Annotated in this window: 25 protein-coding genes; 7 read left to right on the forward strand and 18 right to left on the reverse strand. The window is 41.8% G+C overall.

What is annotated here, in order from left to right; genetic code table 11:
* Window positions 1-13 precede the first annotated feature (13 nt).
* On the reverse strand, window positions 14-1,969 hold the full coding sequence (gene pulA / locus G7058_RS03395; protein WP_166062230.1) for a type I pullulanase: 1,956 nt from the start codon (window positions 1,967-1,969) through the stop codon (window positions 14-16).
* A 203-nt stretch (window positions 1,970-2,172) separates the two neighbouring features.
* Window positions 2,173-3,444 (reverse strand): hypothetical protein, encoded by a 1,272-nt coding sequence (locus G7058_RS03400; RefSeq protein ID WP_166062231.1) that lies wholly within the window; start codon window positions 3,442-3,444, stop codon window positions 2,173-2,175.
* A gap of 147 nt (window positions 3,445-3,591) precedes the next feature.
* Here G7058_RS03400 and G7058_RS03405 point away from each other — a divergent pair, with 147 nt between their 5' ends.
* Complete coding sequence (locus tag G7058_RS03405; RefSeq protein WP_166062232.1) at window positions 3,592-4,464, forward strand: nuclease-related domain-containing protein; 873 nt, start codon at window positions 3,592-3,594, stop codon at window positions 4,462-4,464.
* Window positions 4,465-4,683: 219 nt separating this feature from the next.
* Here the strand turns inward: G7058_RS03405 and ntdP are convergent, their stop codons facing one another.
* The 5 genes from ntdP to G7058_RS03430 all read right to left on the reverse strand — a co-directional run bounded on the left by ntdP (window position 4,684) and on the right by G7058_RS03430 (window position 9,006).
* A complete protein-coding gene (gene ntdP, locus G7058_RS03410) occupies window positions 4,684-5,229 on the reverse strand; it encodes a nucleoside tri-diphosphate phosphatase (protein WP_166062233.1) in 546 nt (181 codons plus the stop codon).
* 116 nt (window positions 5,230-5,345) lie between these two features.
* A complete protein-coding gene (gene mutY / locus G7058_RS03415; protein ID WP_227004486.1) occupies window positions 5,346-6,410 on the reverse strand; it encodes an A/G-specific adenine glycosylase in 1,065 nt (354 codons plus the stop codon).
* Entirely contained in the window at window positions 6,400-7,203 is an 804-nt protein-coding gene (gene recX, locus G7058_RS03420; RefSeq protein ID WP_166062234.1) for a recombination regulator RecX, read from the reverse strand. The genes mutY and recX overlap by 11 nt, the downstream gene beginning before the upstream one ends.
* 72 nt (window positions 7,204-7,275) lie before the next feature.
* Window positions 7,276-8,040: a general stress protein gene (locus G7058_RS03425; RefSeq protein ID WP_166062235.1), complete on the reverse strand. Its 765-nt coding sequence runs from the start codon at window positions 8,038-8,040 to the stop codon at window positions 7,276-7,278.
* Between the two features lie 75 nt (window positions 8,041-8,115).
* On the reverse strand, window positions 8,116-9,006 hold the full coding sequence (locus tag G7058_RS03430) for a competence protein ComK (RefSeq protein ID WP_166062236.1): 891 nt from the start codon (window positions 9,004-9,006) through the stop codon (window positions 8,116-8,118).
* 242 nt (window positions 9,007-9,248) lie between these two features.
* Between G7058_RS03430 and G7058_RS03435 the strand changes: the two genes are divergently transcribed.
* The 5 genes from G7058_RS03435 (at window position 9,249) to G7058_RS03455 (ending at window position 11,251) form a co-directional block, all read left to right on the forward strand.
* Window positions 9,249-9,755 (forward strand): sigma-70 family RNA polymerase sigma factor, encoded by a 507-nt coding sequence (locus G7058_RS03435; RefSeq protein ID WP_166062237.1) that lies wholly within the window; start codon window positions 9,249-9,251, stop codon window positions 9,753-9,755.
* Window positions 9,756-9,824: 69 nt separating this feature from the next.
* On the forward strand, window positions 9,825-10,025 hold the full coding sequence (locus G7058_RS03440; protein ID WP_166062238.1) for a DUF1659 domain-containing protein: 201 nt from the start codon (window positions 9,825-9,827) through the stop codon (window positions 10,023-10,025).
* A 23-nt stretch (window positions 10,026-10,048) separates the two neighbouring features.
* Entirely contained in the window at window positions 10,049-10,270 is a 222-nt protein-coding gene (locus tag G7058_RS03445; RefSeq protein ID WP_166062239.1) for a DUF2922 domain-containing protein, read from the forward strand.
* A 66-nt stretch (window positions 10,271-10,336) separates the two neighbouring features.
* Window positions 10,337-10,987 (forward strand): LysM peptidoglycan-binding domain-containing protein, encoded by a 651-nt coding sequence (locus tag G7058_RS03450; RefSeq protein WP_166062240.1) that lies wholly within the window; start codon window positions 10,337-10,339, stop codon window positions 10,985-10,987.
* A 90-nt stretch (window positions 10,988-11,077) separates the two neighbouring features.
* Complete coding sequence (locus G7058_RS03455; protein ID WP_166062241.1) at window positions 11,078-11,251, forward strand: hypothetical protein; 174 nt, start codon at window positions 11,078-11,080, stop codon at window positions 11,249-11,251.
* Window positions 11,252-11,313: 62 nt separating this feature from the next.
* Here G7058_RS03455 and G7058_RS03460 read toward each other — a convergent pair whose 3' ends face one another.
* The 9 genes from G7058_RS03460 to G7058_RS03500 form a co-directional block, all read right to left on the reverse strand.
* Window positions 11,314-11,565: a hypothetical protein gene (locus G7058_RS03460; RefSeq protein WP_166062242.1), complete on the reverse strand. Its 252-nt coding sequence runs from the start codon at window positions 11,563-11,565 to the stop codon at window positions 11,314-11,316.
* Between the two features lie 21 nt (window positions 11,566-11,586).
* Window positions 11,587-12,198 carry an RloB family protein gene (locus G7058_RS03465; RefSeq protein ID WP_166062243.1) on the reverse strand — a complete coding sequence of 204 codons (612 nt, stop codon included), beginning with the start codon at window positions 12,196-12,198 and terminating at the stop codon, window positions 11,587-11,589.
* The gene (locus G7058_RS03470) at window positions 12,185-13,378 is read right to left on the reverse strand and encodes an AAA family ATPase (RefSeq protein WP_166062245.1); all 1,194 of its coding nucleotides are present in this window, start codon (window positions 13,376-13,378) and stop codon (window positions 12,185-12,187) included. The genes G7058_RS03465 and G7058_RS03470 overlap by 14 nt, the downstream gene beginning before the upstream one ends.
* A 67-nt stretch (window positions 13,379-13,445) precedes the next feature.
* The gene (locus tag G7058_RS03475) at window positions 13,446-15,242 is read right to left on the reverse strand and encodes a glycoside hydrolase family 13 protein (RefSeq protein ID WP_166062246.1); all 1,797 of its coding nucleotides are present in this window, start codon (window positions 15,240-15,242) and stop codon (window positions 13,446-13,448) included.
* A 232-nt stretch (window positions 15,243-15,474) separates the two neighbouring features.
* Window positions 15,475-16,323, reverse strand: coding sequence for a nuclease-related domain-containing protein (locus G7058_RS03480; protein ID WP_166062247.1), 849 nt, complete (start codon window positions 16,321-16,323; stop codon window positions 15,475-15,477).
* Between the two features lie 72 nt (window positions 16,324-16,395).
* On the reverse strand, window positions 16,396-17,535 hold the full coding sequence (locus G7058_RS03485; protein WP_166062248.1) for an acyltransferase family protein: 1,140 nt from the start codon (window positions 17,533-17,535) through the stop codon (window positions 16,396-16,398).
* Window positions 17,536-17,610: 75 nt separating this feature from the next.
* Window positions 17,611-18,480 carry a GtrA family protein gene (locus G7058_RS03490; RefSeq protein ID WP_166062249.1) on the reverse strand — a complete coding sequence of 290 codons (870 nt, stop codon included), beginning with the start codon at window positions 18,478-18,480 and terminating at the stop codon, window positions 17,611-17,613.
* Between the two features lie 70 nt (window positions 18,481-18,550).
* On the reverse strand, window positions 18,551-18,934 hold the full coding sequence (locus tag G7058_RS03495; protein WP_166062250.1) for a GtrA family protein: 384 nt from the start codon (window positions 18,932-18,934) through the stop codon (window positions 18,551-18,553).
* On the reverse strand, window positions 18,927-19,829 hold the full coding sequence (locus G7058_RS03500; protein ID WP_264372329.1) for a glycosyltransferase family 2 protein: 903 nt from the start codon (window positions 19,827-19,829) through the stop codon (window positions 18,927-18,929). Before G7058_RS03500 ends, G7058_RS03495 begins: the two co-directional genes overlap by 8 nt.
* 264 nt (window positions 19,830-20,093) lie before the next feature.
* Here G7058_RS03500 and G7058_RS03505 point away from each other — a divergent pair, with 264 nt between their 5' ends.
* The gene (locus G7058_RS03505) at window positions 20,094-21,299 is read left to right on the forward strand and encodes a sunset domain-containing protein (RefSeq protein ID WP_166062252.1); all 1,206 of its coding nucleotides are present in this window, start codon (window positions 20,094-20,096) and stop codon (window positions 21,297-21,299) included.
* Between the two features lie 57 nt (window positions 21,300-21,356).
* Here G7058_RS03505 and G7058_RS03510 read toward each other — a convergent pair whose 3' ends face one another.
* Together G7058_RS03510 and G7058_RS03515 are read right to left on the reverse strand one after the other, a co-directional pair.
* Entirely contained in the window at window positions 21,357-23,657 is a 2,301-nt protein-coding gene (locus G7058_RS03510) for an Ig-like domain-containing protein (protein WP_166062253.1), read from the reverse strand.
* Window positions 23,658-23,794: 137 nt separating this feature from the next.
* Window positions 23,795-25,621, reverse strand: a complete 1,827-nt coding sequence (locus G7058_RS03515; RefSeq protein WP_166062254.1) for an LTA synthase family protein — start codon at window positions 25,619-25,621, stop codon at window positions 23,795-23,797.
* Between the last annotated feature and the right edge of the window lie 109 nt (window positions 25,622-25,730).

Here is a 25,730-nt window from a genome sequence, read left to right on the forward strand (position 1 = left end):
TATTGTACCAAAATTACTTCTTTTTATGGAGAACCGTCGTCGAAAAGCCTTCGACCTTAATTTCATCGGTATCAATCCAGACACGCGGATTGTCCAAAGTCACCTGACAATCGTGAACCAACAACTCGAAATTGTCCTCTTCAATACGGAAGTAACGCGGATCGCCATTTCCATTAAAGAAAACATAATACAGATCCGTTTCGTTTTCCAGCTGCCAGACAATTTGATAGTAATCAGCCTGCAAAACTTCCATATGTTTGGCGATTTCCTCAGAGCTACGCATACGGAAAAGCGGCTCGGAATGACGCAAACGAATTAACCCTTGCATGTACGCCACTTCTTTCCTTTTCGTATCCCGGCGGTCCCAATCCATTTTGTTGATTTCATCACTTTGGTTATAGGTGTTTTCGTGTCCTTGTTTCGTACGTAAGAACTCCTGCCCTGCATGAACGAATGGAATTCCTTGGGCTAATAATCCCAAAGTCGACGCCAATAAATGGCGACGTGTACGTGTCCGTTCATCATCATGCGCCATATTAATCACTAATTTATCATATAAAGTATGGTTGTCATGCGCCTCCACATACTGAACCATTTGATCCGGTTGTTGATACCCCGCGATATCCTGCGGGTAGAATAAGCCACCTTGTTGGTTAATCGCAATCCATTGTTCCATAAACGGCTTTCCCGAAATGAAGCCTGTATCAAACGCGCCGTCCATGTCCGAACCTTTGATAGCCGTACGCATGGCATCATTAAAATGCGCAATACGCGGCATTTGACGTGCATTAATACTCGTCGCCCGTCTCTCTTCTGCCAAACTCGTGTTTAAATTCCAACCCTCACCCAACACGATAATCGAAGGGTCAATCTCATCCAACGTATCTCTAACAGCGTTCATCGTATCAACATCGTGAATTCCCATTAAATCAAAACGGAAACCGTCAATATGATATTCTTTCGTCCAATATTTCACACTGTTTAGAATGTATTTTTTCATCATTTCGCGTTCGGAAGCAGTGTCATTGCCCACACCGGTTCCATTCGATAAGCTGCCAACTGCGTTACGGCGGAAATAGTACCCCGGCGCAACCAATTCAAAGGGATGGGAATCCGGATCATAAACGTGATTGTAAACCACATCCATGATTACACGAATACCTGCATCATGCAGCCCTTGAATCATTTGTTTCATTTCCCGAATTCGTGTTTTTGGGTCACGTGCATCCGTTGCATACGATCCTTCTGGAACATTATAGTTCTGCGGATCATAGCCCCAGTTATATTTTTCCGTTTGATTTTCTTCATTCACAGTTTCAAAATCGTACATCGGCATCAGCTGTAAATGCGTGATACCCATTTCTTTTAAATAATCCAGACCCGTCGTTAAACCTGCCGGTGATGTCGTTCCTTCTTCAATAACGCCCAGGAATTTCCCACGGTTCGTTGCACCACTTGACTCCGCCATAGTAAAATCACGAACGCTGGCTTCGTAAATAACGGCATCAGTTGATGCGGTAAATGCCGGCATGCGTTGGTTCCACTTTTTGGGATTCGTTTTGCTTAAGTCCACGACAACAGACCGCTCCCCATTGCTCGTAGCGGCTATCGCATAAGGATCCGTTGTTTCTACATAATTACCATCCGGATAAAAAACGCCAAATTTGTAAGCCGTATTGTCCAAGTCGCGTAATACTTCAACCTCAAATGTTCCCGGAGCCGTTTGTTTCATCACGATGTGTTCCGCTTCATCTTCATATAAATGATTAAATAAAATAAGTTCAATTCGAGAAGCCACCGGAGCCCACAAGCGGAAAAGCGTTCTTTCCGGCGCATAAATAAATCCAAGCTTTTTATCCGTTGCATATTGTGAATCAAAATTTTCTGTTACATTCAACAAACCAGTATCTACGTTATAAGGGGGATCTTTCAGAAGCTGGCCTGTGAATACTAGGCTGTTTATTTCCATATTATTCATTCCTTTGTAAATTACTATTGATTAGTTAGTTTCAAGAACCGCGATCTTAACGGAACTCTGCATTAATTTCAACTTAATTATAACGAAAAAGCGTTTTCATTGATAGCGTTGAGGATTAATTCTCACAGAAATATAACTAATTAGAAATAAATACGAAAAAATTACCCCGCGAAATGGTTTCGCGGGGTACGGTTTTATTCGGATTCAACTTCATCCCAACCCGGTTCTTCAGGTTCTACCGGGGCTGCGGGTACTGATGATTCTGGAACTGGCTCCGGCTCAGGAGTTGGTGCTGGAGCTGGTGGCTCTGGTGCAACAGGACTTTCAGGTACAACTGGGCTTTCTGGAACGCTTGGTGTTTCTGGTGTTTCCGGAATCGTTGGAATAATTGGATTGGTCGGTTGAACAGGTGTTTCCACCGGCGGCACATACGTATCCTCTTCCTCTGCGTCGCCAATCCATTCGTCAACTTCCGTTTCTTCTTCTATCCATTCTTCCTCAAATACTTCACTCACAGGTTCTTCCTCTGAATATTCTTCTTCTTCTTCTTCGTAAACCTCAATCACGATATCAACTGCAGCTGGTTTTCCATCTAATACATATGCAGTTGTTGTGTCGATTTCAAGTGTTTTTAAGTTTTCAGCAAACATCGTCTTCAATGTTTCTGCTGCTTCTGGGGTAAATGCACCCTCTTCGTTATAAAGACTCGCAATCTCTAGCGTATTTGTAGTTAAATGGTCCATTACTTGATTATGAATATTGAAAACTGGAATTGCATAGGTTTCACTTTGACTGACAAGTGAATCAATTTCAACTTGGTGCCAAGAAATCTCTTCCTCTTTATCCGGATCAACTTCTTTTGGTGCTGGCGTCACTAAAACGATCAATGCTTCTGGTAAAGCATCTTTCATTTCGTCGTAAGCAGCCAACACTTCGGTAATATTATCTTTCTCAACCGGATCGCCGTACTCGTCCCAACCGACTACACCTTGAACAGGCATTGGTGTATGGAAAAATACAACATCTGGGTTAAGCGCGATCAAATCTTCAACTCGCTCGCTAATCGTTTCATTTTCCAGAGTGCTGACAAAACTTGTCTTCATTTCAGTAAATGCACGTTCAGTTGCCAATTGCGTCATATTATCCACAGCCCATTGCGCCTTGTCTTCAATCTCACCGTAAAAAGCAACATTTGTATCACCTTTTGCATATTTTACATACTGTAAAAAATCTGCAACAGTGTTAGTCTCACGCTTTTTATCAAAGGCCGCTAAAAATTTAGCCCGTTTTTCTTCTTCTTTTTTCTTCTGACGAGCCTCAAATGACTCCGTTTGGTTAATTGTTTCATAGTTGCTCTTATTAATCAGTTCTTTTTGATTTGCTTGACGATAACGGAAGCCGAATAAAATAACAGCAACAGTTATAATGCCAAGAACCACAACGATAAGCGTATCTTTCTTTTTCAATCAGTCTCGCTCCTAAGTTCTACAATTTTATAATATATGTGTACCTTTCTTATAGTAATACAAATAAACTCTTTTTGCATTAAAATTTAAGGAAAATAAAGCTTTTTCGATTTTTTTGCTTATATATATGTATAAGGAGGAATCGAAATGAGAAATAAACCTAAAAATCTGCATTTAATGGAAATTCTACACCCACGCATGCCTTTCAACAGTCAACAAGAAAAAATCTTTACTGATGCTAAGAAGGGGTTCGACGGTGAATGTGCCGCGGACAATCAGATGGACGCATTTCTGGATAATTGTATCATCATCAACGACCTCTGTCTCCAAGCCAATCGCTTTTGCCAAATCGACAAACTTATTATCGCCCCTTCCACTATTTATCTGCTCGAGATTAAGAATTACGGTGGAACGTTTATTTATGACAACAAGCAATTTTTCAATCGTAAAATGGAGGAGCGCGATAATCCCTTTCTCCAACTTGAAAGAACAGAACAGCAACTTCGAATGTTTACGAAAGCTTTTGATTTGCCCATCTATTCTCGAATATTGACAATGAATGCTGCTTTTCAACTCCATGGTTCGACAGTGGACATGCCGCTTGTTCCTTACGGCCAACTTGAGTCATTTGTTCGTTTTGTGGCAAATGACCGCCGAATCCTGACCAGTTCTCACTACGAACTAGCGCGCTACCTCCGCGAGTCGCATCAAACTCAGAATCGTTATGAACAGTTGATGCCTTTTGATTTTCCTGAGTTGAAACAAGGCGTGTTTTGTTCCAAATGTGAGGCGGAGATGTCTTTGGTCTCTCGGCGTTCTTTTTTATGCGAGGCATGTGGATCTTTAATAACTAAAAGACAAGTCGTCCAAAAATCATTAGAAGAGTTGCGAATTCTGGGTATCTCACAGAGAGCTGGCGGCAGACTGATAAGGGAATGGACGGGGAATCAAATGAATCTAAGAGGCATCGAACGTTCACTTCAATTTTTAAATAAAAATGACCATTCAAATTTGCTATAACCGCCCTTTACCGGCTTTCAACAAGATAAATATTTCTGTATGCCGGTATTTGGCTCCATTTACCGGCGTACAGTAATTTCAAAAATGCTGAAAGCCGGTATAATGACACTTTTACCGGCTTTCAGAGCATGAATATTTCCTGTACGCCGGTAAAATAACCCAATCACTCAAAAAAACAACCACCCGCTCTCACAGGTGGTTGTTTTTATTGCGTATCCATCACTTGTTATGCTTATGATACGACAGCTGACGATATCTTTCATACCATAATTCAACGTACTCTTTGGAAAATGGACCTTTTTCTTCGTTAATCCAATTCACCAAAATTTTGACGTTTTCTTTCAAGATATGGTCGATTTCTTTTGGATATTGCATACGAGCGCGGTGCAATTCGTATTCATCTACATCCAATAAGCGTTTTTCACCATCAGGAAAAACCTTGATATCCAGATCATAGTCGATATACTTCAAAGCTTCATCATCAATTGCATAAGGTGAAGCAAGATTACAGTAATACGACACACCTTTTTGACGAATCATGGTTACAATGTTGAACCAATAATGCTTATGATAATACAAGAGCGCCGGTTCACGCGTTACCCAACGACGGCCATCAGCCTCCGTCACAAGGGTATGATCATTGCAGCCAATGATGGATTGATCACTGGTTTTTAATACCATGGTGTCACGCCAGGTACGATGCAGGCTGCCGTCATGCTTATAACTCTTGATAGTGATGAATTCTCCTTCTTTCGGATGATGCATCACGGTGCCCAACTTTCTATATCTATGTGGGTCAAAAGGCGGGACCTTCTAACCAAATTACAATACACAAGACAGTATATCATAATATCAAAAGTTGTGGCATACTTTCACCACGATTAAAATAATTTTCGTTCGTGCTTTTTCACGATTTCCCACATTTTCTGCTGCGGAACTGCAAACGCATACTCCGGGAAATCTTCTTCCAAAACCCACTTCATATTATCCGCCAACTCACGCTTTGAGTCTGCTTCCTGCACATGAACCTGAACACGCCACTTGCGGTGACTGAACACATGGGTAAACGAACCAATCGGCTCATCTTCCGGCCCCTCTTCCACCAGCGGAAATGTCCAGAAATCGCCCAACAAGCCGCCACTTGGCCGTTTCTCCATTAAATACGCATTCCCGCGACGCACAACAACCCCATGCAAATCCATCACAACCGGCTTCTTCGCCTTCGATTTAAACGGATATAAATGCATCGTCCCATTTTTATAAGCCGCATTAAATTCACGTAAAGGACTCTCTTCCGGACGCGGATTTACCGGTCCACAAATATCCGATCCCAAATCCATTATCGCCTGATTAAAATCTCCCGGGCGATCCGGGTCAATTACAATACGCACCAGCAATTCAAACAACTTACGCGTCGCAGGTTTCGCAATATCGTCACCGATTTCAAACAACCGACTGAACACACGCATCACATTTCCATCGACTGCCGGCTCGGGCAAGCCGAACGCCATTGAAGAAATTGCACCGCACGTATACGGCCCAATCCCTTTCAGCTTAATAATTTCCGCCGGGTCAGAAGGAAACACACCGTCATAATCCGTCATTACTTGTTGGGCAGCTACCTGCATATTCCGAACGCGCGAGTAATAGCCGAGCCCTTCCCATGCTTTCAATAACACTTCTTCATCCGCCTCCGCCAAATCGCGAATCGACGGAAACAACATCACGAAGCGGTTAAAATACGGAATGACCGTATTCACCTGCGTCTGTTGCAACATGATTTCCGACACCCAAATGCGGTACGGATCCTGATTCATTCGCCATGGTAAATGGTCGCGCCCTTTCGCATCATACCAATCTAACAAGGCCTTTCGGAACGCCACAATCGTTTCGTCCGACCACATCTCAACACCATATTTTTCTAATAAGAGTTCTTTATTCGTCATTTAATTCCTTTTCCTCTATATATGTATTTATCAATTCGTTTGCGAAGCCCTTTTGGTACAAACTTGCCCGTACTTTTTGAATCAAAGCGCGGCCTTCAGCCTTCCGCGCATAACGGATCCAGGCCTTATCCCCCTGTACCCGCAACGCATCCAATTCGTCTTCCGTCGACTTCTCCGTCTCTACCTCTTCAAACACCTGTTGGATGATTTCCTTATCAAACCCTTTTTGTTGTAAATAAAGGCGCGTTTTCTGGCCGCCTTCGCGTGACGACACCCGGCTTTGTTTCCGCAATGTCTTTTCCGCCAACGCCAAGGCATTCTCCAACTGTACGTTCTCGGGATACTGGTCTAACGCCGTCATAATGGTCGGCTCATCCAACCCCTTCTGCTTCAGTTCTTGAGCAATCACACGTGGCCCTTTTCGGTTAATCGTCATCATCGTCCGGGTATAACTTTCCCCGTAAATGAGGTCATCGATATACTTTTGATCACGCAAACGTTGTAAAGCCGGTTCGATATAAGCCTCGGGAATCTCCTGTTCACGCAGCTTCGTCCGCACTTCTTTTTCACTTCGGAGACCGTAAGATAAATAATCGACCGCAGTCGTATAAGCTAGATACGCGCTATTTTCACTCTCGATTTCTTCCATCCGCTCCGGCGTCAGCTGCATGCCTTTATTCAGACCTAATTTAATCAAAACAGCTTCTGAAACAGGGAATGCATACGCGCCGTCCACAAATATGTTAAAGCGGTCCTTCCGTTTTTTCTGAACTGTAATTTTTGTAATTTCCATTTACCGACTCTCCTCGCATAAATGATTATATCAAAAAAGGAAATCCGTTTCCGGATTTCCGTCTTATCCCACTTATTCTTCTTTCGTTTCAGTTTCGCCACCGAATGGATCTGTCGAAACTTTGTCCACGTCCGGGAACGCCACCTCGTCATGTTGCAATTCATCCAGAACAACTTCTTCGTCGCCCTCTGTCACATCACCGGCTTGCGTATCTGCTTCAATCGGCTCACCGGTAATTTCATCTTCCAAAGCAGGTTGTTCACTTTGTGTTACTTCTGTTTTATCCGGTTCAATTTCACCGTGTTTGAATTCCTCTGTCATTTCAGCTACTCCTTCCGTTTCTGCACTTCTAGAATGTTTTGGCACATCGCCATCAGCAACATCAGCATCTGTCCAATCCGGACGAGCTGCTAATTTCGCATCTTCCTCTTCTTTGATAATCCCGTCACGCACCATAAAATCGGCATGTTCCGGATCAGCAGGCGGTGCCGTATCCACTAATAACAAGTATTCACCATTTTCGAGACTTTCTTCAAAGCGCTCATACGTTTCTTCATCAATTCCAAATTTCTCAAAAATATCCTCTTCGTCTTCTGGTTCATTTTCGTCATCATCACCGTCTAATTCGACAGTGAAAAAGGAAACAATTTTGTCCCATAATGACTCCCCGCGTGTTACGACAACTTCAACCCCTGTTTTTTCTGTCAGACCGGAGTCACTATCATTACGGGTTACAACTAGTAATTGTTTAGACTCGTACCCACTTTCATGTAAGTCATTAATTGCTTCCAACAAATGGCCATACTCTCTAAAAGCACCTTCGATTCTTCTATTCATTGCAGTCATCCCTCCAAGCGATATCTTTATCTTTATTCTATGTGAGGGATGGCAATTTAACAAATAATAACTCTTTTAAGTGAAAAAGAGTTTGTCCAACTCTTCTAAATAAGGGCAATCTTTTAGTTGCGGATTATCATTCTTCCATTCCTTGTAGGTTACGCGCACCAGCTTTTCAGCTAAAGCTAGTTCATTTAACAACGGTTTTTTCGGCATCTCCAACATCTGCTTGTGCAGCACTGTTTTGGTCGAACGCGTATCACGACGGACAATATCTACATCAAATTGATGCGTCGCGTCCATCAACCGACGATGTTGCGCGGCATAAAGTTGAACGGCAGGCGCCATCCGCTTTTCAAATGTCTTGACACGTACTTGTAAATCCAAAAAATTCCGACTGAAAAATTCCAACCGTGTATAGCCGTTATCGTTGGGGTGCTCGCGGTATTCGAGTAAATGGCTCAGGCTGATCCAAGAGACATCTTTTTTCATCGGACCAGCAATCGGCATAAAGGCTATTTTGCCTTGTACATACGGACAGCTGTGACCAGAATGTCCATTTACCTGTTTGGCGATTTCGCGCATCTTACTATAGGAAGGCCCCGCATGCTTAAAAATCCGGTCCATAAAATCACGCGTGCGTTCGGTCGTTTTTACCACGCAACCATCCTCGTAAAAAACTAACGTTTCATTCGGACAATTGTGATTAAATTCACTATGATGAATAACAAAAATTATTTTTTCCAGTTGAATAGGGGCATCAATCGCCTTGATTGCGGTAGCTGCATACTGCATCATATCTGTTCGGGTGTTTATGCGAATATTATTGGAATCATACACGTATTCACTTCCTACTGTTTTCTCCGTAACATTTGGATCAGAACAATAGTAAGGGCTTTCATAATTATCGATGAATTCTAAGCCTTTTTTTCCGAAATACTGATGAAAATAAAAATCAACTACCATTTACCTACCCCTCTCTATATTAAGGAGTATTATACCCTAAGCAAAACAAGATAATCAACATGATATTCATTTTTTCCTAAAATATCTATTTTTAGCCCCAAAAGTGTTCAAAAAGACAAATTAACGACTGTACCGGTATCAAATCGCTGTTTGTCAGACCCTTTCTCTGTTCGCTATAGTCACTTTGAACAGAACTAAGGCCTTGGTAAGTTCACCACATTCATCCGGGAGGTATTACGAATATGGAACAACTTACACATTTACTTATTCAATATGAAGGGGTTATTTATAACGAACTGAAACGAATCGGGATGTATCGCTCGTCCCAAGATTATGAGGACTATTACCAACTCGGCTGCATGAAATTATTTGAATCCTTCACGACATGTGGGGTGGATGCCTTTAGTGAAAGGTACCGCTATCAATTTGTAAAATATGCGGGTCAGAAAATCCGATGGGCATTTCTCGACCAAAAACGGCGTGATCGTTATTTGATTGACCACGAAGAACAAGACGATGACTTTGAAATATGCCTATCATACGGATTCGAAGAGAACATTTTCTTTAAGGAGCAACTCTTAACCTTGATGGAACTGTTGACTGCTAAAGAAAAAAATTTTCTACAGGAGCGTTTTATCAATGGTTTGAATATGTCTGAAATCGCAATTAAGTGCGGAGTATCGCGGAAAACGGTACATGCTTGGCGAAATGGCATTCAGAAAAAGGCACAATTTTTGAAGAGGGGGTAACACTTTCAAGAGGTGTTTCGTTGTTATGAGTGTAGCCGCTACAAAATAAAAAATGCAGGAGGAAACGACATGAACAAGGAATGGCAAGAGGCAAGTGTGGAGTTGTATTTCAACGACTTCGAAAATGACAAAGAAGTGAAACAGAATTTTGGTAATTTGAAAAAAGATGTGACCGCAGATAGTATCGGTGCGTTCCAAGAAGCAGTCGCAGGTTTGATCGTATTTCCAGCAACATACGCAGTTGTTACTGAGAAACATCGCATCGTTTAATTAAAAATTAGGAGGAAAAACCCATGGAAAAGACATTAACACTCGAATTGAAATTTAAGACATCGGAAGGTAAAAATAAAAATTTAACCTTGCGTAACCCAGCTGCGGAACTCACAGCTAGTGCAATCAAACCCGTAATGGAAACCATTGTTGGTTTGGATGTCTTTGATATTGAAGGCGTAAATCCATACAGCATCGCGGACTCCGCACGTTATGTGGAACGCATTATTACCGATATTTTATAGAATATTGGGAAGACTGGCCGGGGATTTCCCCCGGCTATTTTTGTAGAAAAAAGGAGGAAACAACAAATGAAAATCGAACAACAACTCATCGGGATGCCGCAACTGCGTTTGGCGGAGGCACGGTATATTGTCGCGCATGAATCAGGGAATCCGAATAATACGGGACCACACAGTTTAGAAAATGAACTTGCTTATATGAAACGGAATTGGGAAAATGCTTTTGTTTCTCATTGGGTTGGGGGCGGCGGACGGATTGTCCAGATCGCTAAAACGGGACTTGTTCAATGGGGTGCCGGTCCCCGCGCCAATCCTTTCAGTTTTGCTCAAGTGGAGTTGGCCCGAACGAACAACCGCGCCACATTTGAAAAAGACTACGCTGCCTTTGTCTGGCTGCTTCGGCACTTAGCGGAAATGGCTGGCTTACCGATTGTTTTGAACGGTTCCGGAAAAGGAATCAAAACCCACCGTTGGGTTTCTGAAAATTTAGGCGGGACAAATCACGTGGATCCGGACGGTTATTTGAAACAATGGGGTGTGACGATGGCCCAGTTTAAGAATGATATCGAAAGTCAACTTCACAAATTGCATCTCGTCGTTCGTGGCGATACGTTGTGGAGCCTCAGTCGTCGGTACCGGACAACTGTTGCGCAGTTAAAAGTGTTGAATGGACTAAAGTCAGATTTGATTATTGTGGGACAAGTTTTGAAAGTGGGATAGAATGCGAAAGGGGCCGGTATATAACTCCCGGCCCCTCTCTATTAACGAATGATACCCGATTCATTGCCCACTTTCGGACATAACTGGGGAATGATGCCCGATTCATTGCCCACTTTCGGACATGACTGGGGAATGATGTCTGATTCATTGCCCACTTTCGGACATGACTGGGGAATGATGCCCGATTCATTACCCACTTTCGGACATAACTGGGGAATGATACCCGATTCATTGCCCACTTTGTCATGGTTGTTGCTAATTTAGTAGCTTACGGATACGGTATGGGTTAGAAGATTCAGATCTAAACGTTTTTTTCACACTCACTTTTAATATACATTCACTCGATACTTCAAATGCCCGCATTCATTCTTCAAAAACTTCCGAAACTGGCGGGTTTGAATCAGAGGCGGATACTCTGCCAACTCCTCACAAAATCCTAAACACGACATATAAAACCGCGTTGCATCACGCTCGGTTTCAAATACATACTCCTCAGCCAAATCCAGGCTGTGCAGGAAATGCAGAACCACAACGTTTCCTTCTACGAATTCCATCCCCATAAACGCATTCATGTACATATTTCCACCTCATACAAACATTCATTTTTTTAAATGTTTATTTAATTCTTCCACCAGGTGAAAAACTGTTGTCGAGGGATTATCTTTCGCAGGCGAACGCGACCGCTTTTGATACAGCAATTTCGCATTGGCGATTGCCGCATCCTGCCGTGACAACAACTTCCCATACATATTTGGTAAATTCTTCTTGTAATGCTGCTTCATCCGCCTCGCCAACATGTCACCGTATTGAAAACGACTCACCGGCTTTTCGATTAACTCGAAATGCAACAAATACCACAATTCAAAGGCTTCATTGCTGTATGCGACCCGATACCCTTCCGAATGGCGCGCTTCAATATATCCAACGGCATTATTAAACGTGACTGCCGAGAATGAATCCTTATCGAACACAAACCACATTTCATCGAACTCTTCTTCACGCCCTGCCATCATTTTTTCCGCATAATGGACGAGAGACATTGTATTTCGCCCGGTCCCCCTGATTTCGACCTGTGCCGACAAAACCGGAAAACTCCGGAAATAATTCGGCTCCGTTTTGGTTCCTTCACATACAATCAAAAAGGTCTTCTCCGGCAACCGCGTTTCGACTTCCCGCTCATACCGTTTTTTGCCGCGTCTATGCTTCGCCATTGTCCACCCACCAATCTGCTGGTGGTAAAAACGGCACCGCGCCATATTTCCCATTCAAATAATTCTGATAGAATTCAAAACTATTCTTCCGTTCCCGTTCATCAAACTTAAATTCAACCAACGAAACCAATGCGCTATTTCCTTCCTGGCGTTTTTCTACAAACCAAATCTGATCGCGTCGGAACAGTTCACTCCGCAAATTCGAAATATCATGTGTCGAAAAGACCAATTGTGCGCCATTCGCATTAAACTCACCGCGAAACAATTCCAGCACATACCGCGTCATCAACGTATGAAAGCTTTGATCCATTTCATCAATCATGAGTAAGCTGCCATTTTCTAGTGCCTCGATAATCGGCCCCGCCAACGCCAGTAATTTAACAGTCCCAGCCGATTCCACATCTTGAAAGACAAACCCTTCACTGTACGGTTCAAACGTCCCGTCCAACCGTTTCTTTTCTTTAATGACGAAAAACTCGTCATGATGGCGCCCATCTTTGTCTGCCACTTCACGGATTTCAATATCTTGAATTGACGGGTCCGCGACTTGAATCAATGTCAGTAAATTATGTTTGTATTTCTTCAGGTGCATTTTAGCCATCGATACCGATAAACTGCCGTCCAAGGAACGCATAATAATACGCATATCCTGAAACCACTCGGCCATTTCAGGGTGATTTTCAATACAGTCCGCCAACATCAAACGCTGTGGAAACCGCTCATCCACACACCACGTTCCTTCTACTCCCGCTTCCGTCCGGTGAAAAATGAGCGCCTGTTCATCACCATTTTTCTCCATAAATAAATACTCTTCGGTAATCTCCGTACGATTTACAAAGAAACCATAGCGATAAAGTTTTTCATTAATTAAAAAACTCGTCTCAAGTAAGGTCTCTTTTTCTTCAGAAGCCGCATCCAGATGGAACGGTTTAATTTTCTGGAACCACCGCGCCTCCTGCCCTACTTTCACAAAAAGACCCTCACGAATCAGTGCCATCGCTCGCAATAAGTTACTCTTCCCACTCGCATTGGCTCCGTAAAGCGTACTCACTTTATTTATCGGGAAAATATCCGTTTCCGCCACAGTCCCGGGGTGTTCCGCAATCCGTGTGCCCATCATTGAAAATGTTTCTTCGTCACGAAAAGAATAAAAGTTCTCAACTACTAACTCAACTAGCATCAAAAAGCCCCCTCTCATGATGATTATACCAAAAAATGGCCGAGAACTAAGTCTCGACCACCTACTTTTATTGACGAACCAAGTGAATGCTGAATCCGTTTGGCTCCAATACTGAACCCGTTTCCGTTTCAGTATTCCGACGCCCGAAGACAACTTTCGCGTTTGGATCTTTTTCGATTGTAAAATCTTCTTCCCCTTGGTTGAAGTAAGCAATCAACGCTTCATCGCCGATGTGACGTTTCACGCCGACAACTTTCTCTTCATCTAAAACGATGTCCCATTTCAAGAAGCCGTAAGATAAGAGCGGTTGGAACTCTTTACGGAAAGCAATCAATTCCTTGGTAAACTCATACATAGCACGGTCTTGACGCTCTTCTTCCCACACCATGCAACGACGGTTTTGCGGATCCGCTCCCCCCATCATGCCGACTTCCGTTCCGTAATAAATACACGGCGTTCCGTGCATCATGAACATGAATGTCAACGTTGCTTTTACCAAATCAATGTCGCCATTTGCCATCGTTAAAATACGCGGCACGTCATGCGAATCCAACATATTAAACATCGTTTCCTGCGTTTGCTTCCGGTATTGCATCAATTGCTCGTTCAATACGTTGGCCATTTTACGCGTTGGGATTTGCTTTTCAACGAAGTAGTCAATGATATTCCCCACTAACGAATAGTTCATAACGCCGTGGAATTGCTCACCGTCCAACCATGAACGGGAAGACGTCCAAATTTCACCGAGAATATAAAGGTCCGGTTTCACAGCAAGACACGCTTCGTTAAATTTACGCCAGAATGCGTGGTCGACTTCGTTCGCTACGTCCAAACGCCAGCCATCGATATCGAATTCTTTAATCCAGTAAGTCGCGATGTTCAACAAATACTCTTGCACTTCCGGATTGTGTGTGTTGATTTTCGGCATCATCGGCACATATGCATACGTTTCGTACGGCAAGTTTTCCACGTGTTCAATCGTTTCCGGTGGACGGTTACGAATTTCTTCCGCACTCGGTACCGGATGTTCTTTAATAAAGAACCAATCTTTGTAACGGGATTCTTCTTGATATTCCGCGACATCGCGCCATTGCGTGGACTCCGCACCGATGTGGTTAAACACCGCATCCAGCATCACACGCATCCCGCGTTTGTGCGCTTCTTCGACGAACGAGCGGAACAAGGCCTTGTCGCCGAAATCCGGATCCACTTCATAGTAATCCGTTGTATCATATTTATGGTTACTCGGCGCACGGAAAATCGGTGTCAAATACAAACCGTTGATTCCCAAATCTTGCAAGTAATCCAATTTATCCATGATACCTTGGATGTCCCCGCCGTAGAAATCCGTCCGCGTTAATACGTCACGGCTGTCCCACTCCAATACGTTTTCCGGGTCATTTTTCTTATCCCCATTGCTGAAACGCTCAGGGAAAATTTGGTACCAAACCGTTTCCTTTACCCACTCCGGCGCCTTGAAACGGTCGCTCTCGTGGAAATACGGCAAGCGGAAATACAGACCAGAGTTTTCCAGCGATTCCTTGATGTACGGGTACACACCACGGTCGTTATAAATAACGTCCGATCCGTCCTCACCATAAATGTGGAATGCATACGCCATCCGTTTGACATATTCGTCTGTATCGATCATCCAGTAGTCATGCAAGTCCGTAGACGCAATTTTCTCCATTTGCAGTTCTTCTTCGTACCATTTGTTCAAATGTAAAATAAACGGGTCACCCTTGATGAAGCCAACTTTCGCGACATCCCCTTTTTTCGTCCGCAGCCGAACGTGTACGTGGCCTGGCGCGTAAATGTAGCAATATTCACTCTCAGGACGGTGATAAAATGCTGCTGTTTCCATGTGATTAAACCCCTTTCATTACTCTCCCCGTTTAGTCTATCAAATTGGGTGATTTGCACAAGTGTTTTGTGTCTATTTGGTAGCGGTAACAGGGGGAGTCTCGGAACTAGATTTGGGATTTGTCAGTTCTAGTTCCGACTAAATAACTATCCTCGGAACTAGACTGCTGATTTTCTGTTCCTAGTTCCGACTTTTTGATCGAACTCGGAACTAGAACAGCTATAATTAACATCTAGTTCCGAGTTGCTTTGAAGATTCCTCTTTTCGACACCATCCCCCCGCAAAACCGATACAGCCGGTCCACTTCCGGCTTGCACCCGGGAAACAGCACATCCATCTCAGCCTTCGTCCGGAGCAGAGCCGCACCTTTCGACTCAACAACCTGACAAACGGGGCACCACATATATTTATGGCTCTTCTCAACCAACAACCGCCGACACGACGTACACAGCATTCCCTTTCCAACCGTCTCCCAGGTGTAATCAACCTTCAGCCGATACGGATTATCCTCACTATGCTTCGCCAAAATCCGCTGTGCTACACGCATCTCCCATTCCGTCAGCACGCCAGCATGCCGTTTTATTTCTGAAACAAATTCCGGAAGCTGCTGCGGCAACACAATCGGCATCTCCGGCTGCACACCATACAGCGTCATCTCGGGATTCACGAATACCAATCGTGACAAAACCTGCAGCGGAATCCGTTCATATTCCAACATCCGACAAAACAATTTCTCGGCACGTTTCAATTGATCGAGCGGATCATTCGTCAATCGCTCGAATCCCTTGTCACCGACCGTATGCCGGCCGCTCCAATTCTTTGCATCCAACAAATAAATCCCATTTGCACTCACCAACACCGCATCAATCTGACACAGCTGATTCCTTGCCAGCGTAAAATCGCTGATTTGAATCACACAGTCCGACACACTTTCCAATGCTAGATCCAAGCGACATTCCCCAGCAAGTCCATCGCGCATGTTTCGCAGTTGGCGGTCGACTTCCGGCAAAAATGCCATCCTCCCATTCAAACTTTCCAATACTCTCAACTCTGCAGGAATATTTCTGCTTTTTATCTGCATGCTCATCACCTCATACATATATAAGCAAAAAATCGCGAAAACCATTTTTTTTGTAAAAAAAAAGCGAGAAACTCATTTTTGAGTTCTCACTTCCACATTCCGTAATGATATATTTTTCAATATTCCCTGTTCAACGTACCGGTACCAAACCACTGCTACCCCGATTGCGAACGCCGGTGACAATGCCAATGCCACACGCGGATCCATGGCTTGTCCCAATACCGTGACGAACAACACAATCGCTGTCGTATGCGTCAAATACAAACTAAAGGAAATCCTGCCCAAGAACAATAGAAACGGCGACTTAAAAATCCGCGTCCAAAATGGCGACTCGATAATTCCAACCAGGACCAACACCAAACCGGCACAAGTAAACAGCAGGGCCATCCGTCTTTCCAAAGCAGGGCCAACAATCCATTGAAACGGAACCAGGATCAATGCGCTTGCGAGCAACCATTTTCGCTTCCGATAAAAAGCTCGGACTTCGTCTAAGTGCTTCGCCAATACCGCCCCGACTAAGAAGAATATAAAATAAAACGCTACACGCCCTACTGTTCCCGAAAAATTCATAAAGACCCAGGCAACAGCCAAGCTGGCAGCCACGACATCTCCGGTCGGGAACTTTCGCAACGCCACACCGATAAACGGCATGAACAACGCGATCCACCATTCCAAAACAATACTCCAAAATGCCCCGCCTGACGTATCTAAATCATGATGCATCATCAATAACTGACGGCCAACTTCCGGCACCGCCGCCCATTTCACATTAAAGGAGCCGCTCAATCTGACCGTTTCTTTCATTTCACCGAACAGAATAATAAGTCCAAATGTGACCAGTAAAATGACCCAATATGGGAGCACCAACCGCGTGAAGCGTTTTTCGACAAACTCCCCAAAGCGGATACTTCGCCCGTCAATATACGGTTTGGCGATTACAAAGCCAGCGATTAAATAAAAGACAATGACCGCTTCATTACCCGCCCACACTATTTTTAGAGGTGACTGCGTAAACCAGCGCCACCCTTCGTTTATAAACTCAAATTTTCCGGCTGCATAACCTACCGGCGACCAATTCAAGACGTGGTAAATTAAAACCACAACCGCCGCCAACCCGCGCATGCCGTCAAATATTTCAATACGCTTATTTTCTTTCATCACAATCAACCCTTCTATCACAGAATGATAAATGATAGAAGCCGGTAAACTCAAACAAAAACCCCTGTTTTAACCAAAATGTCATACAAACAGCTGCAAATATTCCGGTTGGACGCAATTGGCGGTTATTTAATCATTTTTGGTAGTTTCAAAAATGAAGATTTTCTCTATCATGTACCCAGTGAAAAACAAAACCAAGTCCACCAAGAGTTTAATCGCCGTTTCTGGGAAACCGGTCAAGCGATACACAACCGCAACCAAAAACGCCGACGTAAACATTTCTGCCAATACTAAGCTAAAATATTTCAGTGCCGGTACACGATGACCGCCACCATTTTGAAAAACGACCCGTTTGTTGATGGCATAATTCACTACTGATGAAAATACCCTTGAAATGACCGTAGCAAGCAATATTCGTACGTCGCTGTCCAGATGCCTAAACAAAAATATAACGAGCTGAAACAGCACGATATCCACCAAAAATGATGAAAAAGAAGACAGCACGTATTTTATAAACGTTTGAAATAAAATCCATAGGTCAGACCACGTAGAAACGCTCCGTGGTCCCTGTAATTCAGACGCCACTTGAACTTCTTCCACCACATATTTCTTCTGAATTGCAGAAATTAAAAAGCGGAGCGGAGAGTCAGACTCCGACACGCTTTCGAGGATTGCTGTAGGAATTGCCAGCAGACCCGTACGCGCATCATGGATACGGCGGCTGTGGATGAACCAAAATGCCAGACTAAACATGCGGCGGCTGAGCTTTTGATCCGGCTGATAGCCCAGATAGATTTTTGAAGAATCAGCCTGCAAAGCATCCATTAACTTCCTAACATCCGCTTGTGTATAACCCTTGTTTACATCAACCATAACAATACCAAGATAATCATCACGATTTTCTAATGACATAAAATAATCCAAACCATTCGGTGCCACTACTACTTCCAAGTCAGGCCAGTCTACCTGTTTATTGACTATTATCAAAATCCGTTTCATTTGCTCGCCTCCTCTGTAATGCCAGTATAGCATCGTACTGAGGGCGGGCCAAAGAGAAGCAGTTTAAATATCATTCAATAAATATTTTCCGTGAAACAAAATTCCATGCCATTACTAATACTGTTGCGAGCACTTTTGAAAAAATATAGAAGATACTGAAAAACTCCACAAACAACCACATGAAAAATTGATTTAAACCCAAACCCACAACTGATAATAAGATAAAAATAATAAGTTCTTTCCGTTTTTCGTGTGGCCCGAAACGACTGTTAAACACATAGCGCATGCTGGCAACATAATTAAACAACGTTGCTACAATAAATCCGATAGCCGCAGAGGTTAGGTAATAGACACCAAACGTTTCAGTCAAAATGGTCAACACCACAAAGTCAATTACAGTCGCAATAATCCCTACTACTCCAAATTTCATTATTTGCCCTATCAATTTACTCATCGTCTCTCAAATCCTTGTCTGTTTCTTTCAATATATATATAGGACGACGTTTTGTTTCCAGATACGTTTTACTAATGTATTTACCCAGAATCCCTAACGATAGCAATTGAATGCCTCCGAGAGCCAAAATAATAACGACCAATGAAGTCCACCCCGAAGTCGGATTGCCGAAAATGAGGGTTCTTATTGCAAAAAATACGGCCATCACTAAAGCAATCAGAAATGTTATAAAGCCCACTACTGACGCAATGGCTAAAGGCGCCTCCGAAAAAGCCACAATTCCATCGATTGAATATTTAAACAAACCCCAAAATGACCAAGACGTCTTGCCTGCCTGTCGCTCAACGTTACTGTATTCGATATACTTCGTCTCGAAGCCAACCCACGTAAAAATTCCTTTGGAAAAACGATTATATTCGGTCATCTGCAAAACCGCATCCACCATCCGACGTGTCATCAAACGATAGTCCCGCGCTCCGTCCACAATATAATTATCAGAAATCCGGTTAATCAACTTATAAAACATTTTTGCGAAAAAGGAGCGGATACGCGGTTCACCGTTACGATCCACACGTTTTGTCCCCACACAATCGAAAGCTTCTTTCTTCAATGTTTTATACATGCTTGGAAGTAGCTCAGGGGGATCTTGTAAATCAACATCCATCACCGCCACATAATCACCTGTTGCACTTTGCAATCCGGCGTACATCGCAGCTTCTTTTCCAAAATTGCGAGAGAAGGATAGATACCGCACTCGGTTATCCATCCGAGCTAACGTACGCATGCTTTCCAAGGTATTGTCCGAAGACCCATCATTTACAAAAATAAGTTCAAAATCTACTATTTGAGTAGCTGCCATATTTTTTTTCATCTCGGCATAGAAAATCGGTATCATTTCCTGTTCATTAAAACACGGAATGACTATTGAAATTAAATCTTTTTGCAAGCCTATCAGCTCCTCAGCGTTTAACTTATATGCTTATTATTATACATTAAAATAAAAGATACATTTCCAATGATTAGGCATAGTAATCAAATCAATTTCTCTCTGTTCCCTTTTCTCTTAAAAATACTATTATTTAATTTTTACTATGTTAACATTACTATATAATCTCTTATTTTTCCAAAATAGATTAAATAGAACGAAGGAGATACAAAAATGAAGAAAATAATGAGGTCCCTATCATTCGTCAGTTTTCTTTTTACTTTCATGTTCGCCACTCAATCAACTGTTGATGCAGCAGAAAATTTAGATGTTATATATCGCACGCATGTAGAAAAAGAAGGTTGGCAGAATCACGTATCTAACGGAGCTATGAGTGGTACCCAAGGGAAAGCTAGGAGATTAGAATCAATTGACATCTCAATACCAAACACTCAAAATGGTGGTGTTACTTATCGCACCCACGTTCAAACGTACGGATGGATCGATTGGGTAACCGATGGAATGGAAAGTGGAACAACTGGTGAAGCAAAAAGATTGGAAGCAATCGAATTAAAGCTAACTGGTAGTCTTGAACAAACACATGATATTTACTATCGTGTTCATGCTCAAAAGTTTGGATGGTTAGATTGGGCTAAGAACGGACAATCTGCTGGAACAGCTGGATTTGCTTACAGATTAGAAGGTATTGAGATTCAAGTTTTACCCAAGGGCAGTGCTGCTCCTGGTCCGACTGCAAGACCTTTCGTTCAATATACAAAACCCCAATTACCTATGAAAGTAAATTACTCCACACATATTCAAAGTTACGGATGGCAAAGTTACGTAAGTGATGGTCAACTATCCGGTACCTATGGACAAGCAAAAAGATTAGAAGGTATTAAAATTAATCTAGCTAACCAAATCTACTCCGGTGGAATTGAATATCAAACGCATATTCAAAGCATTGGTTGGCAAGACTGGAAATCTAGCAATGTAATGAGTGGAACTTCTGGACAAGCAAAAAGACTAGAGGCTATAAGAATTCGTTTGACGGGTGAATTAGCTAACTACTTTGACGTCTACTACCGCGTTCATGCACAATCATTTGGTTGGATGGGATGGGCTAAAAACGGTGATCCGGCTGGTACTTCTGGATTCGCTTATCGTTTAGAAGGCATCAATATCCAGCTTGTTCCAAAAGGCAATGCTGCTCCTGGATCAACCGCTAATGCATATCAAATTTATACTAAACCAAGCACACCTGCTCCAAGTCCTGGTAATACTTACGTTGATGGAAATGGTAACGGTTTGATTAAGGGCTCTGTTAACTATATCTACCATGTACCTGAAAGCAAATACTATAACGTAACAACGAACGTACAATACTGGTTCAAGACTGTAGATGAAGCTATAAAAGCTGGCTACCGAGCACCACAATAAACGCAAAAGAAGCTCCAAACCACATTTTGGTTTGGAGCTTCTTACATTTTATACATCCTATTTTTTCACATAGCTTCTAATAGTACTTCCAGGTGCTTTTTCACCTTTTCTTACTAGTTTAATTTCGATACCTTCTAGACGTTTGGCTAAGCCTTCAGTCCCTGCAGATTCACCATTCTTAGCCCAATCTAACCAACCATAGCTTTGTGCGTGAACTCGGTAGTAAACATCGTAGAACTGAGCCATTTCATCAGTGAGACGGATTTCTACCGCTTCTAAGCGTCGCGCTTTTCCTTGAGTACCACTGATTTCCCAATTCTCTTTCCAATCTTGCCAACCTTCTTTTTGGACGTGCGTACGGTATTGAATACTCCCAGTCAGGGATTGAGTGAAGGTATTAATCAAAATTCCTTCCAGACGCAAGCTTTGTCCTGAGGTACCACTCATTTGCCCATTGGAAACTGTTCGTTGCCAACCAACTTTTTGTACATGGGTTGTATAGTTCACACTCGGATTACTAAACACATATGGTCGTTTCGTATTCCCAGGGGCTTTATCTCCTTTTTTAACAACTAGTACTTCCAGGCTTTCTAAACGTAAATCTAATCCAACCGTACCAGCAGATTCTCCGTTTTTAGCCCAGTCTAACCAACCAAACTTTTGTGAGTGAACACGATAGTAAACATCATAGTTTTCTGCAAGTTTACCCGTTAATCGAATACCTATTGCTTCTAAGCGCAATCCTAAACCTTCTGTTCCGCTCAATTCATTATTTGATTTCCAATCTTGCCATCCTTGCGATTGAATATTTGTACGATATTCAATCCCACCTGTATAAGCTAAATCAGAAACATTCAATTTCACTGCTTCTAATCTTAAGGCTTCTCCGCTTGTACCACTCATTTCACCATTGGTTACATAGTTTTTCCAGCCTTGTTTCTGAACGTGAGTCGTATAGCTTACAACCGGGTTACTGTAAACATAAGGCGTAGCGGTACTTCCAGGAGCTACTTCACCCTTTTTAACCAACTGAATTTCAATTGCTTCAAGACGTTTCGCTAAACCTTCTGTTCCCGCAGCTTCACCATTTTTGGCCCAATCTAACCACCCATAGCTTTGTGCATGTACACGGTAGTAAATATCATAGTATTCAGATACTTCTCCAGTGAGTTTAATTCGAATTCCTTCTAAACGTTTAGCCAGGCCTTCCGTTCCACTTAGCTGTCCATTTTGTTCCCAATTCATCCAGCCAAAGCTTTGGACATGCGTTTGATACTCTACTCCGCCTTTAAATGGTAAATTCTCGATTGAAACTTTGATGGCCTCTAGTCGCTTGGCTTCACCCTCAGTTCCGCTTAACTCGCCATCTTTTTTCTCACCCTGCCATCCGACACTTTGAATATGTGTGGAATAGATGACACTCGGATCCGACACCACTACATTTACTGTTGCTGTTTTACCTTCAACTTTTGCAATAATTGTTGTTTCTCCAACTGATTGTGCACGAATTGTTCCGTCTGAACCTATTGTAGCAACGTTATTGTCGCTGCTGCTCCAACTAATCGGTAAACTTTTTACACGCTCATCTAGATTTGAATAAACTAAGTGAACTTTCTCAGTTTCACTAGCTCCAAGTAAAACTTTTTCTTTATTCATTTGTATTTCGAATACAGGTAAAGGGTTATTAACAGTTACCGTAACAGAATCAGTAAACGCTCCGATTGTAACGGTTACTGTTGCGACTCCTTCTTTTACTGCTGTAATCAAACCATTTGCATCAACTGATACAACGTCTGATTGACTACTGCTCCATACTGCCTCTTTTGTTTCAGCAGCAGTAGATGGGGAAACCACATAGCTGAGTTGACCAGTCTCTGCTACATTTAATTGTAAATCTATCTCGTTAATTTGAATAGTAGTTATTTCAGGTTGAACAACAAGTAAGACACTAGCCTCTTTATCGCCAACACTCAAAGTAATTGTCGCTTTCCCAGACCCAAGCGCTTCAATATTACCTTCTTTATCGACGGAAACAATCTCCGGATTGCTAGAAATCCAGTCATATGTCATTTCAGGCGTACCTTGTGTTTCAACTGTGTATTCTAGTTTGAACTTCTCACCAATGCTTAAGGGCGAAGTAGTATTCGTAATTTCTATACTTACAATTTCCGATTCAACTTCAGCACTTATCTCTTCACTACTTTCAGACAAAACCTCAACCGTATCTACTGAACTTTCAACAGCCTCACTTGTAGATGATTGCACTTCATCCTCCGTTTCTGATGCCCAAACGGCCAATGGTGAAACATGATTGAATAACAATAATGCAATACCTACATACTTACCTATTCTATTCATAGTGTCCTCCTTGTAAATATATCAACATGAATAACTTTATAAACTATAATAAGTTTAACATTCAATAGCTTAATGTCCATATCTAATTCGTTAATTTATGCGCTACAACATAGTAATGTGAACAAAAAAAGGACTCCTTAATAGAAGCCCAATTCTTTACTATAGTTTTTTCCAGTTGTAATATCGTATAGGATTGTCTCATAATCCTTAAGTGTCAGTTGGACACTTGGTCTGAGTTCCTCACGCAGTGTTTTTTGATAGGTTTCCCTCTCTAGATAGATACCTTTTTCAAATGCCGGCAAGACTTTTTCAAGTTGACCTAACAATGCTGTAAACGGCGTAACCTTGGAGTTAGTCATTTCAAGAATATGATTAATGAAGAAAATAGGACTTATCGTACCAATATCGCTTTTATTTCCTTCAAAATTTGTATAAAAAAGCAATGGTGTTTCATGCATCGTTAAATGACCGTTCAGATTAAATAAATATTCTCCATAAAATGATGGTAAGTGATCCCCCCAAAATACAACGATTGTTTTTTCATCATGTTTATCTAATTCCTTTGTAAAATCAGCAAATTCCTTGTCACTATGCTGAATACCTTTTGCATAGTGGGCAACTTCTAGGTTATAGGGTGCTCCTTCTACTTTAAATTCTACCTGATCATATTTATTTACATGTGGCTTATGATTGTTCATTGTAACTACATGTATAAAGTCTTTTTGATTACTTTCTGTTAATGTTTCTAAAACTTCAGTATAGGCAGTTTTATCCGAAATAAAATTATTTTGATCAATGCGTTCAATCGCTTTCAAATCTTCTTCGAATATTATCTTTTCAAATCCTAGTGCTTTATAATTATCCTTTCTCTTATACATGGAAGAGTTATAAGGATGAATAGCAGTCAAAAAATGTCCACTTTTCTTTGCTACGTCCGTTATTTTAGGGAATTCAGATATCTGATTACTTAATTGGATAAAAGGAGTCGTAATTGTCGGGGTTAAAGGTTCAAGTGAAATACTTGTTAATGCTTCAAACTCGATATTGGCCGTTCCTCCGCCATACCCCTGCGATAATGACATTCCGGTTAAGTGTTGTTCAGACATTTCTCTAAAAAATGGAATAGGATCTTCCGAAATTTCGATTCCGTCTATTAATAACGGATCTGAAAAAGTTTCATTCATTACAAAAATCAGATTGTAATCTTCGAGCAAGCCACTTCGTTCTTCGTTAATTGAATCAGCGACTTTGGCATACTTTTCATAAATTTCTTCGATGGTTTCTCTATTGTACGTAACTGGTTTATCAACAGCTGGTGATTTTAGGTTATACAATAATCCCGAAACTACACCGTTATCACGATAATTATTATGTTGGCTATAGGATATCCAATGAGCGTGTGAACTAAATATGTCTTTTACCTTATTTCCAGGCTGATTAAATTGGTTCACGTAAAGCAATGCTAATGAAGTTAATGCCAAGCCGGATATACGGAAGATGTAATGAAATTTATTTCGTGATTTCTTTTTACGTTTTTTAAGGTAAACAATAAATACACTAAGTATAAAGAAGGCCAGACCGATAAATATCACACCTATTTTGACATCTACCATTTCAAATAAAAAAGGTATATCTTTAATAAAATGTACATCTGATGGATAAACAGGTTCTGATCGAAATAATATCTTCTGTTCATTCGCAATTCCAATTATTATCGAGGTAATTAGAATTAGTACTGAAGTAATTAATTTTGATGTTGTGAGGAAGTAGAACCAAAGAAACAGGACAAATACTACGGCTGATTGTAGTAAATTCAAACGTGTTTGATAGTCAAAAAATACAATCGTTCTTTCAAAGTCATAACCAAAATAGATAAACTGTAAGATAAAAACTGATAAAATCGAAATAATAGCACCTACTATAATCGTAATGGCACTATTTTTTAATGTTTTTTGTAATTCCATCTTATTTCAAAACCCTTCATAAGGTATGCTGTTAAACATTTTTACACATCTTGGAAGCGAAGTCAATCGCCCCAAGACACTAAAGAAGCTCTCCCATGATTGAGAGAGC

This window comes from Jeotgalibaca porci (assembly GCF_011299095.1).
Lineage (GTDB): Bacteria > Bacillota > Bacilli > Lactobacillales > Aerococcaceae > Jeotgalibaca > Jeotgalibaca porci.

Coding starts and splice junctions, on each gene's coding strand:
- pulA (WP_166062230.1), bottom strand. CDS start 1,969: ATGGAAATAAACAGCCTAGTATTCACAGGCCAGCTTCTGAAAGATCCC.
- G7058_RS03405 (WP_166062232.1), top strand. CDS start 3,592: ATGAGAAATAAACCTAAAAATCTGCATTTAATGGAAATTCTACACCCA.
- ntdP (WP_166062233.1), bottom strand. CDS start 5,229: ATGCATCATCCGAAAGAAGGAGAATTCATCACTATCAAGAGTTATAAG.
- mutY (WP_227004486.1), bottom strand. CDS start 6,410: ATGACGAATAAAGAACTCTTATTAGAAAAATATGGTGTTGAGATGTGG.
- recX (WP_166062234.1), bottom strand. CDS start 7,203: ATGGAAATTACAAAAATTACAGTTCAGAAAAAACGGAAGGACCGCTTT.
- G7058_RS03425 (WP_166062235.1), bottom strand. CDS start 8,040: ATGAATAGAAGAATCGAAGGTGCTTTTAGAGAGTATGGCCATTTGTTG.
- G7058_RS03430 (WP_166062236.1), bottom strand. CDS start 9,006: ATGGTAGTTGATTTTTATTTTCATCAGTATTTCGGAAAAAAAGGCTTA.
- G7058_RS03435 (WP_166062237.1), top strand. CDS start 9,249: ATGGAACAACTTACACATTTACTTATTCAATATGAAGGGGTTATTTAT.
- G7058_RS03440 (WP_166062238.1), top strand. CDS start 9,825: ATGAACAAGGAATGGCAAGAGGCAAGTGTGGAGTTGTATTTCAACGAC.
- G7058_RS03445 (WP_166062239.1), top strand. CDS start 10,049: ATGGAAAAGACATTAACACTCGAATTGAAATTTAAGACATCGGAAGGT.
- G7058_RS03450 (WP_166062240.1), top strand. CDS start 10,337: ATGAAAATCGAACAACAACTCATCGGGATGCCGCAACTGCGTTTGGCG.
- G7058_RS03455 (WP_166062241.1), top strand. CDS start 11,078: ATGATGCCCGATTCATTGCCCACTTTCGGACATGACTGGGGAATGATG.
- G7058_RS03460 (WP_166062242.1), bottom strand. CDS start 11,565: ATGTACATGAATGCGTTTATGGGGATGGAATTCGTAGAAGGAAACGTT.
- G7058_RS03465 (WP_166062243.1), bottom strand. CDS start 12,198: ATGGCGAAGCATAGACGCGGCAAAAAACGGTATGAGCGGGAAGTCGAA.
- G7058_RS03470 (WP_166062245.1), bottom strand. CDS start 13,378: ATGCTAGTTGAGTTAGTAGTTGAGAACTTTTATTCTTTTCGTGACGAA.
- G7058_RS03475 (WP_166062246.1), bottom strand. CDS start 15,242: ATGGAAACAGCAGCATTTTATCACCGTCCTGAGAGTGAATATTGCTAC.
- G7058_RS03480 (WP_166062247.1), bottom strand. CDS start 16,323: ATGCAGATAAAAAGCAGAAATATTCCTGCAGAGTTGAGAGTATTGGAA.
- G7058_RS03490 (WP_166062249.1), bottom strand. CDS start 18,480: ATGAAACGGATTTTGATAATAGTCAATAAACAGGTAGACTGGCCTGAC.
- G7058_RS03495 (WP_166062250.1), bottom strand. CDS start 18,934: ATGAGTAAATTGATAGGGCAAATAATGAAATTTGGAGTAGTAGGGATT.
- G7058_RS03500 (WP_264372329.1), bottom strand. CDS start 19,829: ATGATACCGATTTTCTATGCCGAGATGAAAAAAAATATGGCAGCTACT.
- G7058_RS03505 (WP_166062252.1), top strand. CDS start 20,094: ATGAAGAAAATAATGAGGTCCCTATCATTCGTCAGTTTTCTTTTTACT.
- G7058_RS03510 (WP_166062253.1), bottom strand. CDS start 23,657: ATGAATAGAATAGGTAAGTATGTAGGTATTGCATTATTGTTATTCAAT.
- G7058_RS03515 (WP_166062254.1), bottom strand. CDS start 25,621: ATGGAATTACAAAAAACATTAAAAAATAGTGCCATTACGATTATAGTA.